Raw genomic sequence first — 11,429 nt, forward strand, 5'->3', positions numbered from 1 at the left:
CCCCGCCGGGTACCCGGTCTCCGCCGGGCCTCACGCCCCTCCCCGGAGCGGGGGTGGTGACTCTCCGGCCGGGCACGACGACGCGGAGTCTCGCCGGCGGCGGGCACGCGGACTCCGGCAGGCCCCGGCTACGGATGCGAGCGGGCGCGCAGGGCCGGTACCCGGGCGTGCCGGCGCTGCTCCCCGGCGTGGAACACGAGAATGATCAGACGGGCGCCGGGCGCCGCCATGGGCTGCGCCGCACACATGGTGACCCAGCCGGGCCCCAGCTCCGAGTGGTGCAGGGGCCGCTCGTCACCGTCGGGATGGATGTAGGCACGCGACGACTCGTAGATCGGCGCGGCCACCGGATCGGCGAGCACTTCCTTCTCGATCTGCGAGAGTGTCTCGTCGCCGGGGTCCGCGGCGAGGGCGGCCCGCAGCTGCGGCAGCACCAGCGGGGCCCAGGAGTGTTCCCAGTTCGCCAGTACGGTCCGGGCCTCCGGCTCGACCGTCATCCACCGCATGGTGTTGGTGGGCACCTCCCGGCGGGGGAAGAGCGACGCGAACGGGGCGTTGTGGGCGAGCAGGTTCCACGAGCGGTCGTTGATGTACGCCATGTGCGAGATGCCTTCCAGGGCCTCCTGCCACCCGCCCGGAACCTCCTCCCCGGAACGGGAGTTCAGCGGGTGCGGCGGATCCTGGCCCAGGGCGTACCGCCACAGCGCGATCCACTCCTGCTCGTTCATGCCGAGCAGCCGCGCCACGTCCTGCAGCAGGTCGACCGGAGGGTTCGGGTAACGGCCCGACTCCAGCCGCCCGTAGGTGTCCGGCGCGCGGTGCAGTATCTGGTCCATCTGCGCCTGGGACAACCCGGGAGCGCGCCGGCCCTGCCGGGTCGGGCGCGACAGTCCGTGGCTCTCCGGTGTGATGAGCGCGCGGCGTTCACGCAGCAGAAAACGCAGTGCGACCTTGTCCATGACGGTGTCTTCCCCCAAGGAGGCGGCCGCCGGGATCGCCGGCGGCCACCGCGGTGAGCTGTGGAACGGTGCCTGATCAGCCCCAGGCGGAATCGCGCTTGACGGGGGCGAGCCCGGGCGCGGCGAGCAGGACCGGGCCGGCCGGCGCGCGGCGAACGGGAAGCTGCATGTGACGTCCTTTCATGGGCATTCGGGGGAACGGCCGGAGCTCCCGGTGCTGTGCGGAGCGGAAACCGGGAGTAGCCGCACGGGTACGCTGGCCTGCTGGACAGGGAGCGATCAAGCCTCTGCGTGGTGCGTACATGCGCACGGCGCACACACGCAGCGGCGAACGGGGGCAGGTGTGACGGAAATGGACAACCCCATACGTCCGGACGACGAGTTGTCGGCCGCCGCCAGGGAACTCTACGGCCGGATCACGCTCGGCGAACGGGTCGGACCCGGGGACGCGCCCGCCCTGCGCGAACTGCTGGCGTGGCGGCTGGTCGCCGTCGACCCCGAGCAGCCCGACCTGCCGATCGCCCTCGACCCCCAGGAGGCAGGCCGCCGCCGGCTCGACGAGGAACTCCGCGAGGCGGCCGCCAGGGCGGCCCGTGTCGCGGCGATCCCCGGCATCGCCGACCAGCTCAGTCTGCACTTCGAACGCGCCAAGTGGCGCTCCGGCTCCGGCAGTGAGTTCCTGGCCGAACCCGAACAGGTCAACGCCCGGATCGGGGAGGCCATCAGTCAGGCCGAGAACGAACTGCTCACCGCCCAGCCCGGCGGCCCCCGCACCCGCGAACTCCTGGAGATCGCCATGGCACGCGACTCCGGCGCGCTCGCCCGCGGCGTCAGCGTGCGCACGCTGTACCGCGACAGCGTCCGGGACGATCCCGTGACCCGCGAATGGGCGACCGTCATGTCCGCCAAAGGTATGAGGTTCCGTACGCTGGTCGCGCCCTTCCAGCGGTGCGTCGTGGTCGACCGCCGTCAGGCGTTCATCTCCGACCACGTCGTCAACTCGACCCCCACGCACGCCGCCTGGCACGTCATGGACCGGGCCCTGGTGGCGTTCATCGCCGAGGGGTTCGAGGACGCCTGGCGGCGGGCCGAGATCTGGCACGGCGACCCCCGCCGGGCCGTGCCCGCCGAAGGCGCCGGGCTCACCCGCCGCCAGCGCGAGATCCTCATCGACACGGCCGCGGGAATCGACCAGCGCATCACCGCCCGTCGGCTGAACATCGGACTGCGCACCCTCACCAAGGAGCTCGGTGGACTCCGCGCCCGCTGGGGCGTGTCCACACTGGCCGCTCTCGCCTACCAGTGGGCCCTGTCCGCCGAGCGACAGCAGATGGCCGACGAGCCCGAAGGCCCCGGCGGCAAAGGCGGCGAGGCCGACCGACCGGACACGAAACGGGGGACCTGACGCGGCCCCGCGGGGTTGCTCGCTATTGCCGGACACTTTTTTCGCCGAAAAAGCATCAGAGGAAAAGCCCGCCCGATTGCTGCATGCTGGAGGAGGCCGATCGGCAGCGTTCCCACGGGCGCCGACGAGGGCCGCGAAGCCGCTATTACGGGGGGCGTTATCCGCGCCTCATGCCAGAACCGGGCAACGCAGGGCACGGGCAGCGTGTCCTGCCGGGCATCGCGTGGATACCGCAAGGTCGTGCCAGGGCCGCGCGGCACGCAAATCCGAATCCTCGGTACGTCCCCCGTGATAGGGCCGCCGACCGGGCGAGTGCCCGGGCCCGGGTGCCTCGGTCGGGGAAGAGCCGTCGGCAATTGCCTTGATTCCCCTCTCAGTTGAGTGTCCGGTTACGGATGGGGCGACTGTGAGTCGGATCGGCGGGACCAGTACTGTGCGCGCTGCGCGTCCCCCGTGACGTGCGACACGTACCCGTCCCCCGTACGGAGGTACCCCCATGTCCCTCTCCGCCGGATCGAGGCGCTGCGCCGCCCTCGCCACCGCCGCGGTCCTCGGCGCGGCCGGCGTGGCGCTGACCGCGGCCCCGGCCGCCACCCATACCCCCGCCTGGTCCGTGACCTGCTCAGAAGTCCAGGTCGACCTGACCAACTACACCGAGAACGTCACCAACGAGGTGACCGTCACCGTGGACGGCAAGGACCTGTTGCCGAAGGAGACCTTCGGCCGGGAGTTCCACAAGAAGCTGACTCTGCCCGACCACGACAAGGAGCTGACGGTCCGCCTCGTCGTCAAGGACGGCAGCGAGGGCGGAAAGTTCTCCCGCGACGAGACCAGGACGGCACCGGTCTGCGGCGACTCCTCGCCGCCCACACCGCCCACGACCTCGCTGGCCCCCGCCCCGACGCCCGGCGAGACGTCACCCGCCCCGGCGCCCCCCACGCCGTCCGACGCCCCGACTCCGGCGCCGAGCCCCACCGGGCCGGGCCTCGCGGAGACCGGCTCGTCCGGCTCCACGCCGCTCGTCGCCGGCGCGGCGGCGGCCGTGCTGCTGGCCGGCGGCGGCATCCTGTGGGCCGTCCGCAAGCGCCGCACGGTCCGGGACTAGGGCGTCTTTCGAAAGTCCCGTCCTCCTTCCCCGGGCGGACGACGCCACTTTCGAAACACGCCCCGGACACCGCCTTCCATGGGGCGCGAGCGGCTCAGACAGGCGCCTCGCGGGTACGGGTCCAGGTGAGCAGCTCATCGGCCGACCAGGTGTTGATCACCCGGTCGGCCGGTACGCCGCACTCCTCGGCCCGTGCGCAGCCGAGGATCTGCCAGTCCAGCTGGCCCGGGGCGTGCGCGTCGGTGTCGACCGCGAAGAACACCCCCGCCTCGACCGCCCGGCGCAGCAGCCGCTTGGGCGGATCCAGCCGCTCCGGACGGCTGTTGATCTCCACCGCCGTCCCGGACTCGGCACACGCCGCGAAGACCCGGTCCGCGTCGAACTGCGACTCCGGTCGCTTCCCGCCGACCAGCCGGCCCGTGCAGTGGCCCAGCACATCGACCCGGGGGTCCCGCACGGCCCGGACCATCCGCCGCGTCATGGCGGGGCCGTCCATCCGCAGCTTGGAGTGCACGGAGGCGACCACCAGGTCGAGCCGGTCGAGCAGCTCGGGTTCCTGGTCGAGCGAACCGTCCAGCAGGATGTCGCACTCGATGCCGGTCAGCAGCCGGAACGGCGCCCACCGCTCGTTCAGCCCGGCCACCACGTCGAGTTGTTCCCGCAGCCGCTCCGCCGACAGCCCGCGGGCCACCGTCAGCCGCGGCGAGTGATCGGTGAGCACGGCCCACTCGTGGCCCAGCGCCCTCGCGGCCCGTCCCATCTCCTCGATCGGACTGCCCCCGTCCGACCAGTCCGAGTGCAGATGGCAGTCGCCGCGCAGCCGGGCCCGCAGCTCCGCGCCGCCCTGCGCCGCCGGGTCGCCCGCCTCCTCCTCCAGCTTGCGCAGATAGCCGGGCACCTCCCCGGCCAGCGCCTCCCGCACCACCTGAGCCGTCTTCGGCCCGACGCCCCGGAGATCCTCCAGGGTCCCCGCGGCCGCGCGCTGCGCCGCCTCGCCCTCGCCGAGCGCGGTCAGCGCCGCCGACGCGGTCCTGAACGCCTTCACCCGGTACGTCGGCGCCATCGACCGCTCCAGCAGGAAGGCGATCCGGTCCAATGCCTCGACGGGGTCCATCCCGGCCTCCAGCCTGCTGCTCGTGCCCCTGAGTACGGGCGGTTCGGTTCTCGCCGGCCCGGTGCTCAGCCCGGCTGCCGCACCGACGACGGGCCGATCTCGCACCACACGGCCTTGCCCTCGCCGCGCGGCTCGACCCCCCAGCGCAGGGACAGCGCGTCCATCAGCACGAGCCCGCGGCCCGACGTGGCCGCCTCGCCCGGCGTACGGCGCTTCGGCCAGGCGCTGGACCGGTCCTGCACCGACAGCCGGACCCGGCGCACCGGCTCCGGCAGCACCTCCAGCGTGAGGACCGCCCCGCCCTCGGTGTGCAGCAGTACATTGCCCAGCAGCTCGCCCGTCAGCAGCTCGGCGTCGTCCGCGAAGTCGCGCAGACCCCAGTCGCGCAGGGCCCGCCGCACCACGGCCCTCGCCTCGGACAGGCCCTGGGGATCGGCCTGGTGGATGTACTGGTGCACGCGCGGCGCGCGCGGCGTCCCCGGGTCGGGGCTGCGCCGCAGCACCAGCAGCGCGACGTCGTCGCCCGCTCCCCAACGCTCCCAGAACCGCTCCGACAGGTGGTCGGCCAGCGCGTCCGCGCCGGGCGGCCCGCTGCTCACCGCCTCGGCCAGCGCCGCGATGCCCGCCCCGATGTCCGTGCCCGGCTCCTCGACGAGCCCGTCCGTGCACATCACCAGCGTCTCGCCGGGCACCAGGTCGAGCCGTGTCTCGGGGAACTCCTCGTCCTCGAACACCGACGCCACGCCCAGCGGCAGCCCACCACGCAGTTTCGGCCGTCCCACCCGGCCGTCGGTGTGCCGGATCAGCGGCCCCAGATGTCCGGCCCTCACCGCCCGAACGGTCCCGGTGCCCAGGTCGACCTGGGCGTAGGTGCAGGTCGCGAACCGCTCGGTGTCCAGCTCGGCGAGGAACCGGGACGCCCGGGCCAGCACCGTCGACGGGGCGTGGCCCTCACCGGCGTAGGCGCGCAGGGCGATCCGCAGCTGGCCCATGATGGCGGCGGCGTGTGTGTCGTGGCCCTGCACGTCACCGACGACGATCCCGACCCTGCCCCTGGGCAGCGGGATCACGTCGTACCAGTCGCCGCCGACCTGCCGGCCGCTCCACGCCGAGTGGTAGCGCACCGCGATCTCGCCGCCGTCGATGACCGGGATCCGGCGCGGCAGCATCGTGGCCTGGAGTCCGGTCGCGAGCTCCCGCTCCTCGTCGAACAGGGTGGCCCGCTGCAGCGACTGGGCCACGATCGCGGCCAGCCCCAGCAGCAGGTTCCGCTCGTCCGCGGAGAACGCGGTGTGACCCCGGTAGAACAGCGCCATTCCGCCCAGGGTGCGGGCCTGTGCGACGAGTGGCAGAAAGGCGGCCGCCCGGAACCTGAGCCGGCCCGCGTGCGGCGCGAGCTCCGGGTAGTCCCGCGCCAGTTCCGGGAACCGGCTGCTGAACAGCGGCCGCCCGCTGATGACGCTCTCCGCCATCGGCATCCCCGGTTCGAGCCGGCGCACCCGCAGGTCGTCGAGGAGCTCCAGGGACTCTCCGCTCAGCGCGATGATGTTCAGCGAGCCGTTCTCGACGAGTCCGAGGGCGAGGCCGTCCGCGCCCAGCCGCGCCAGACCGCCGGGGCCGGTCAGCGCGGCGGTGACGTCGTCGACCGTGACCGCCCGCGACAGCGCCTGGGTGGTGCGCTCGACGATGTTCGTCTGGCGCTGCCTGCGCTTCTCCAGTTCCATCACGAATGCGGAGTGGGTGACCTCGGAGGTGGCGTCGCGGACGATTCCCACGATCCGGTGGCCCCGGCCCTCGCCGTCGCGCAGGATGCGCGCCTGTACGTGCGTCCACTGGGTCGACCCGTCCGCCAGCGGGATCTGGAAGTGCGCGGCGTAGGACGCCCGGCCGCTCTTCAGGGCGTCCTTGATCACCGACTCGACCCGCGTCCGCTCTTCCGCGTCGAGCCGTTGCACGAGAGAGGCGGGCCGGGAGTCGAACGTGCCGGGTGCCAGGCCGAACACGAGCAGACCCGCCTCGTCCACGTCGATGGTCCCGGCGTCGAGATCCCAGTCGAAGCTGCCCGTGCGGTTCATGGCGAGCCGCTCGGTGGGACCGATCTCGCCGCCGTGTACCCGGTTGTCCGTCATCACCCTCATTGTCGAGCGGGTCACGCGGGAACGCCAAGGCATCGGAGACGAACCGAACCCGAACAGCGGTGACCCGGACGGATCAGCCGCCGTGTGGCGGCGCCGCATCGCGATGAGCATGGGGGCATGCCCCCGACACCGGTACCTCGCGCTCTGCTCGCCGTGGCGGGCCTGGCGCTGGCGGCGGGTTGCGCCGACGCGGAGGGGCTGCGCGGGTACGGCACGCCCGGGCGACTCCGGGCCCCGCTGTCGCTGTGGGAGGGCGTGAGTCCGGCCCCACCGCCGCCCGGTGAGAAACCGGGCAGGCCGGCCCGGGTCGCGGTCCCGCCCGTGCCGTCCGGCGACATGCGCGACACCGACGCCCTGGCCGTGGTCAAGGCGGACATGGCCGCCGCCGCGCGCGCCGACGGCGGACGGGGCATCCTGGTCGATCCGCGGGCCGTGCGGCTCCTCGCCGGCTGCGCGGGCGCGGCGTGCCCGGTCCGCCCGGCGGTCCACCACGACCTGACCGGCGACGGCAGGGCCGAGTTGATCACCGCGGTCGACATCGACGGGCGGCTCAGCGAACTGCGCGTCTACACCGTACGGTCGGGTGCCGTCACGCGCGTCCTGGCGCGCCGCGCCGTCCTGGAGGGCACCGAGGTGGCGGCCGGCCATCTGACCGTGCGCGAGCCCACCTCCAACCCCGTGTACGTCAGCGTCTCCGAGTACGTCTGGGACGGCAAGGAGATGAGCCTGGGCGGGCTCATGCTCGACCAGTGCCCGGCGCTGAAGAAGACGCACAGCCCCTGCCCGCGCAGCCAAGCATGACCGGCCGGCCCGCGCACGACGCACCGCCGGGCGGCTCCTCCCCACAGCGGCGGGCTCCGAGTGCCCCCGCCCGGCCGCCGGGCCGGTTGCTCACCGGGCTGCGGCCCGCCTGGGCGTCGAGCCTGCGCTGGAAGATCGCCGCGACGACGACCGCCGTGTGCTGCGCGGTCGCCGCCGTCCTCGGGGTGCTCGTGCACAACGTGGTGGCCCAGCAGACCGTCGGCCAGGTCCGGGCCGGCCTGCGCCAGGATCTGGCCCTCGCGGCCGCGCACTACGAGTACGGCACCTCCACCGGCCGGCTCGCCTCGGAGCTCGACCCGCCCGATCTCCCCGCCGAGCTGCGGGAGCTGGTGCGGCGCGGCGGGACCGGCACGATGGTGGGCACCCGGCTGGGCAAGCCGGTCATGTGGGCGGCCGCGCCCGCCGACGACCACGCCCTGGCCGTCTGGCGGCCCTACGCCGACACACGAGCGCATTTGCGTGCCATCGACACCGCCATCGTCACCTCCGCCGTCTCGGCCGCCGGGGCCGTCGCCGTCGCCGGTCTCTTCCTCGCGGTCCGCATCAGCCGCCGGCTGAGCGCCACGGCGGCCGTCGCCCGCCGGATCACCGACGGGGACCTGGACGCGCGCGTAGGGATGCCCGGTGACGGTGGCCGGGGCGCGGAGCGGGACGAGGTCCGGGCGGTGGCCACCGCACTGGACTCCGTGGCCGGCTCCCTGCAGCGGCGCCTGGAGACCGAGAAGCGGTTCACCGCGGACGTCGCCCACGAATTGCGGACCCCCCTGACCGGGGTGCTCGCCGCGGCCGGTCTGCTGCCCGACGGCCGCCCCAAGGAAATGATCAACGACCGGCTGAGGGCGCTCCACGGCCTCACCGAGGACCTGCTGGAGATCTCGCGGCTGGACGCGGGCGTGGAGCGGGCCGAGTTCGACGGCCACGACCTGGGCCCCCTGGCCGAGCGGGCGGTGCGCGCCACGGGACTTCCGGTCGAGCTGCGCGTCGAGTGCGACGCCCGGGTGGAGACCGACCGGCGGCGCTTCGACCGGGTCCTGGCCAATCTGATCGTCAACGCGCACCGGCACGGCGCACCGCCCGTCGTGGTCACCGTCGACGGCCCGGTGGTGCGGGTACGCGATCACGGGCCGGGCTATCCGCGCGAGCTGGTCGAGCGCGGCCCGCGGCGGTTCCGTACCGGCGGGCGGGGCCGCGGTCGTGGCCACGGGCTCGGCCTGACCATCGTGATGGGCCAGGCGGCGGTGATCGGTGCCCGGGTGGAGTTCGGTGACGCCCCCGGCGGCGGAGCGCTGACGACCGTGCGCCTGCCGAAGGCCCCGCCGGCCCCGCCCTCCGAACCGGGCTGACCACCGGCAGGACAACCGCCCCCGCACGTCTGCCCGTTCCCCCTGTGGCACCACTGCGGCCGGACGCCCGGTGGCGCCCGGCCGGACGGAGGCCGGGACGGCGCGTGGCCGCCCCGTGGCCCGTTCGTCAGTCGACCTCGACGTCACCGGCGTCGAAGTGGTGCGCCTCGGCATCGCCGGCCTCCACGTTCGAGCCGCTCAGGTAGCCGACTTCGACGTCGGAACCGTGTGCGGCCGCCGGGGCGGCGGCGAGGAAACCGACAACCAGCAGGCCGGCCAGGACGAGCGGGATACGACGAGGCATGGGATCTCCTTGGAGTTGGGGGACTCGGACACGACTCTCGTCCAGTTGCCGCCACCTCGCACGTCGAGTCGTACGGGTGGGTGGGGCCGCCTCGGCGCGCGGACCGTGGACGGACGCCACTTCGGGTCCCCAGGGAGGCGCTCACCCCCACGCACGGCCATTGCCCGGTCAAGTGGCCCGTGACTAGCCTGTGTTCGTCACACCGGCCACCGGCCGGGGTTTCGAACGAAGGGGTGGGTGGGCGGAGTGGGTCGTCTTGTCCCGGCGGTGACCAGAGCGCTCGACATACTGGAGCTCTTCCTCGACGGCGACGGGACGCTCTCCGCGCCGGAGATCACCCGCAGGCTCCAGCTGCCCCGCACCAGCGTGCACGAACTCCTCACCACGCTCACGGCCCGGTCCTACCTCGTGCCCGTGCCCGCCCGGCCCGGCCGCTACCGCCTCGGCGTGCGCACCTTTCAGCTCGGCAGCCGGTACGCCGAACGGCTCGACCTCGCCGCCGAGGGCCGGGCCGTGGCCCGGGAGGTCGCCGAGACCTGCGACGAGACCGTCCACGTCGTCGTTCTGGAGGACACCGACGTCATCTGCATCGCCGAGGTGGGCTCCACCCACGCCGTGCGCATGGTCCCCGCCGCCGGCCGGCGGCTCCCCGCGCACTGCACCGCCGGCGGCAAGATGCTGCTCGCCTCCCTTTCCGAGGACGAACTCGACACCCGCATCGACGGACGTGAACTCGCCGCCATGACCCCCCGCAGCCGCACGGACCACGACGAACTGCGCACCGAACTCAGCGCCGTCCGCGAGCGGGGCATCGCCTCCGAGTACCAGGAGTCCAATCCCGACGTCTCCTCCGTCGCCGCTCCCGTGCGCGACGGAGCGGGCCGGGTCGTCGCCGCCCTGTCCATCTCCGTCCCCATGAACCGGTGGAGTGACGTGCGCGAGGCCGAACTGGCCGAGCTCGCGGCCGAGGGCGCCGACGAGCTGTCCGCACGCCTCGGTCACCGCGGCACCCGGTAACCATCCGCCGTGATCCCCTCGGGCGGGTGGGACGTCCGGACGGCCCACCCGCGCGGGAGACAATGACCGGGTGACGAACGGCCACGGCCAGGGCTGCCGCTACCGCCTTCTCGGGACCACCCGGGCGTTCCGCCCCGACGGCGCCGGCGTCCCGCTCGCCGGAGCCCGGCTGCGGGCGCTGCTCACCGCGCTCGCCGCGGCCGCCGGGCGCCCCGTGCCCGTGCACCGGCTGGCCGCGCAGGTGTGGACCTGCGACCCGCCGGCCGACGAGAAGGCGGCGCTGCAAGCGCTCGTCGGGCGGCTGCGCCGGGCCATCGGCCACGACGCCGTCGCCTCCGTGACCGGCGGCTACCGGCTCGCCGCCGAGCCGGACGACATCGACCTGTTCCGCTTCGAGCGGCTCGCCGCGGAAGGCGCCGCCGCGCTCGGGGCCGGCGATCCGGGGACCGCCGCCCGGCTCCTCGACGAGGCGCTCGCCCTGTGGGACGGCCCGGCTCTGGCGGATCTGCCGGACGGGGACGACGATCCGCTCGCCGTGCGGACGCGACTGCACCACACCGAGGCACGGTGCGCCCGCCTCGCGGCCGAGGTCGGACTCGGCCGTGCCGAGGGCGCGCTGGCCGGCCTCGCCGAACTCGCCGCGGACCGGCCGCTGGACGAACCCCTCGCGGCCCTGCGCGTCCGCGCCCTGCGCGCGGCGGGCCGGCCGGCCGAAGCGCTGCAGGTGTACGAGGAGGTGCGGGTCCGGCTCGCCGCCCGCCTCGGCACCGGGCCGGGCGGCGAACTCCGGGCGCTCCATGCCGAACTGCTCGCCGACGAGCATCCGGACGACAGGCCCGCACCCGCCCGCCACCTCAGTGGCCACCACCGCGGCGCCCTCGACAGCAGCGCCCACGACCGCTCCCGCGACCGCACGGCCCCGGGAAATCTGCGCACGCGGCTGACGTCCTTCGTCGGTCGGGAGGGCGAACTGGCCTTGATCGCCGGTGAACTCGCCCACCGGCGGCTGATCACCCTCCTCGGCCCCGGCGGGGTCGGAAAGACCCGCCTTGCGATGGAATCCGCGGCCGCCGCGGCACACGAGTGGCCCGACGGGGTCTGGGTCGCCGAGCTGGCCCCCGTGCACGACGAGGAAGGAGTCCCGGAAGCGGTGCTGAGCGCACTCGGCGGGCGTGAACCGCTCCGCTGGGGCACCGAGGCACCGCCCCGGGACCCGCTTCCC

Annotated in this window: 10 protein-coding genes; 6 read left to right on the top strand and 4 right to left on the bottom strand. The window is 74.1% G+C overall.

Annotation, left to right across the window (positions count from 1 at the left end):
- Positions 1–128 precede the first annotated feature (128 nt).
- On the bottom strand, positions 129–959 hold the full coding sequence (locus ACY34K_RS30430) for an MmyB family transcriptional regulator (RefSeq protein ID WP_462752855.1): 831 nt from the start codon (positions 957–959) through the stop codon (positions 129–131).
- Between the two features lie 352 nt (positions 960–1,311).
- Here ACY34K_RS30430 and ACY34K_RS30435 point away from each other — a divergent pair, with 352 nt between their 5' ends.
- Complete coding sequence (locus tag ACY34K_RS30435; protein ID WP_462752857.1) at positions 1,312–2,364, top strand: TrmB family transcriptional regulator sugar-binding domain-containing protein; 1,053 nt, start codon at positions 1,312–1,314, stop codon at positions 2,362–2,364.
- A gap of 496 nt (positions 2,365–2,860) precedes the next feature.
- On the top strand, positions 2,861–3,469 hold the full coding sequence (locus ACY34K_RS30440; RefSeq protein ID WP_462752859.1) for an LAETG motif-containing sortase-dependent surface protein: 609 nt from the start codon (positions 2,861–2,863) through the stop codon (positions 3,467–3,469).
- 94 nt (positions 3,470–3,563) lie between these two features.
- On the opposite strand, the gene ACY34K_RS30445 is transcribed toward ACY34K_RS30440, so the two are convergent.
- Both ACY34K_RS30445 and ACY34K_RS30450 read right to left on the bottom strand, forming a co-directional pair.
- Complete coding sequence (locus tag ACY34K_RS30445; RefSeq protein ID WP_462752861.1) at positions 3,564–4,583, bottom strand: PHP domain-containing protein; 1,020 nt, start codon at positions 4,581–4,583, stop codon at positions 3,564–3,566.
- A gap of 65 nt (positions 4,584–4,648) precedes the next feature.
- Positions 4,649–6,712 (bottom strand): SpoIIE family protein phosphatase, encoded by a 2,064-nt coding sequence (locus ACY34K_RS30450; RefSeq protein WP_462752863.1) that lies wholly within the window; start codon positions 6,710–6,712, stop codon positions 4,649–4,651.
- 126 nt (positions 6,713–6,838) lie between these two features.
- Between ACY34K_RS30450 and ACY34K_RS30455 the strand changes: the two genes are divergently transcribed.
- Together ACY34K_RS30455 and ACY34K_RS30460 are read left to right on the top strand one after the other, a co-directional pair.
- A complete protein-coding gene (locus tag ACY34K_RS30455) occupies positions 6,839–7,522 on the top strand; it encodes a hypothetical protein (protein WP_462752865.1) in 684 nt (227 codons plus the stop codon).
- Entirely contained in the window at positions 7,519–8,886 is a 1,368-nt protein-coding gene (locus ACY34K_RS30460) for an ATP-binding protein (RefSeq protein WP_462752866.1), read from the top strand. Before ACY34K_RS30455 ends, ACY34K_RS30460 begins: the two co-directional genes overlap by 4 nt.
- 127 nt (positions 8,887–9,013) lie before the next feature.
- Here ACY34K_RS30460 and ACY34K_RS30465 read toward each other — a convergent pair whose 3' ends face one another.
- On the bottom strand, positions 9,014–9,190 hold the full coding sequence (locus tag ACY34K_RS30465) for a hypothetical protein (protein WP_462752868.1): 177 nt from the start codon (positions 9,188–9,190) through the stop codon (positions 9,014–9,016).
- A 246-nt stretch (positions 9,191–9,436) separates the two neighbouring features.
- Here ACY34K_RS30465 and ACY34K_RS30470 point away from each other — a divergent pair, with 246 nt between their 5' ends.
- Positions 9,437–10,207, top strand: coding sequence for an IclR family transcriptional regulator (locus tag ACY34K_RS30470; RefSeq protein ID WP_462752870.1), 771 nt, complete (start codon positions 9,437–9,439; stop codon positions 10,205–10,207).
- Between the two features lie 70 nt (positions 10,208–10,277).
- Positions 10,278–11,429 (top strand): AfsR/SARP family transcriptional regulator (locus ACY34K_RS30475; RefSeq protein WP_462752872.1); only part of this gene is annotated, 1,152 nt, incomplete at its 3' end.

The sequence above is a fragment of the Streptomyces sp. STAM6 genome (assembly GCF_054963715.1).

Coding starts and splice junctions, on each gene's coding strand:
- ACY34K_RS30430 (WP_462752855.1), bottom strand. CDS start 959: ATGGACAAGGTCGCACTGCGTTTTCTGCTGCGTGAACGCCGCGCGCTC.
- ACY34K_RS30435 (WP_462752857.1), top strand. CDS start 1,312: ATGGACAACCCCATACGTCCGGACGACGAGTTGTCGGCCGCCGCCAGG.
- ACY34K_RS30440 (WP_462752859.1), top strand. CDS start 2,861: ATGTCCCTCTCCGCCGGATCGAGGCGCTGCGCCGCCCTCGCCACCGCC.
- ACY34K_RS30445 (WP_462752861.1), bottom strand. CDS start 4,583: ATGGACCCCGTCGAGGCATTGGACCGGATCGCCTTCCTGCTGGAGCGG.
- ACY34K_RS30450 (WP_462752863.1), bottom strand. CDS start 6,712: ATGACGGACAACCGGGTACACGGCGGCGAGATCGGTCCCACCGAGCGG.
- ACY34K_RS30455 (WP_462752865.1), top strand. CDS start 6,839: ATGCCCCCGACACCGGTACCTCGCGCTCTGCTCGCCGTGGCGGGCCTG.
- ACY34K_RS30460 (WP_462752866.1), top strand. CDS start 7,519: ATGACCGGCCGGCCCGCGCACGACGCACCGCCGGGCGGCTCCTCCCCA.
- ACY34K_RS30465 (WP_462752868.1), bottom strand. CDS start 9,190: ATGCCTCGTCGTATCCCGCTCGTCCTGGCCGGCCTGCTGGTTGTCGGT.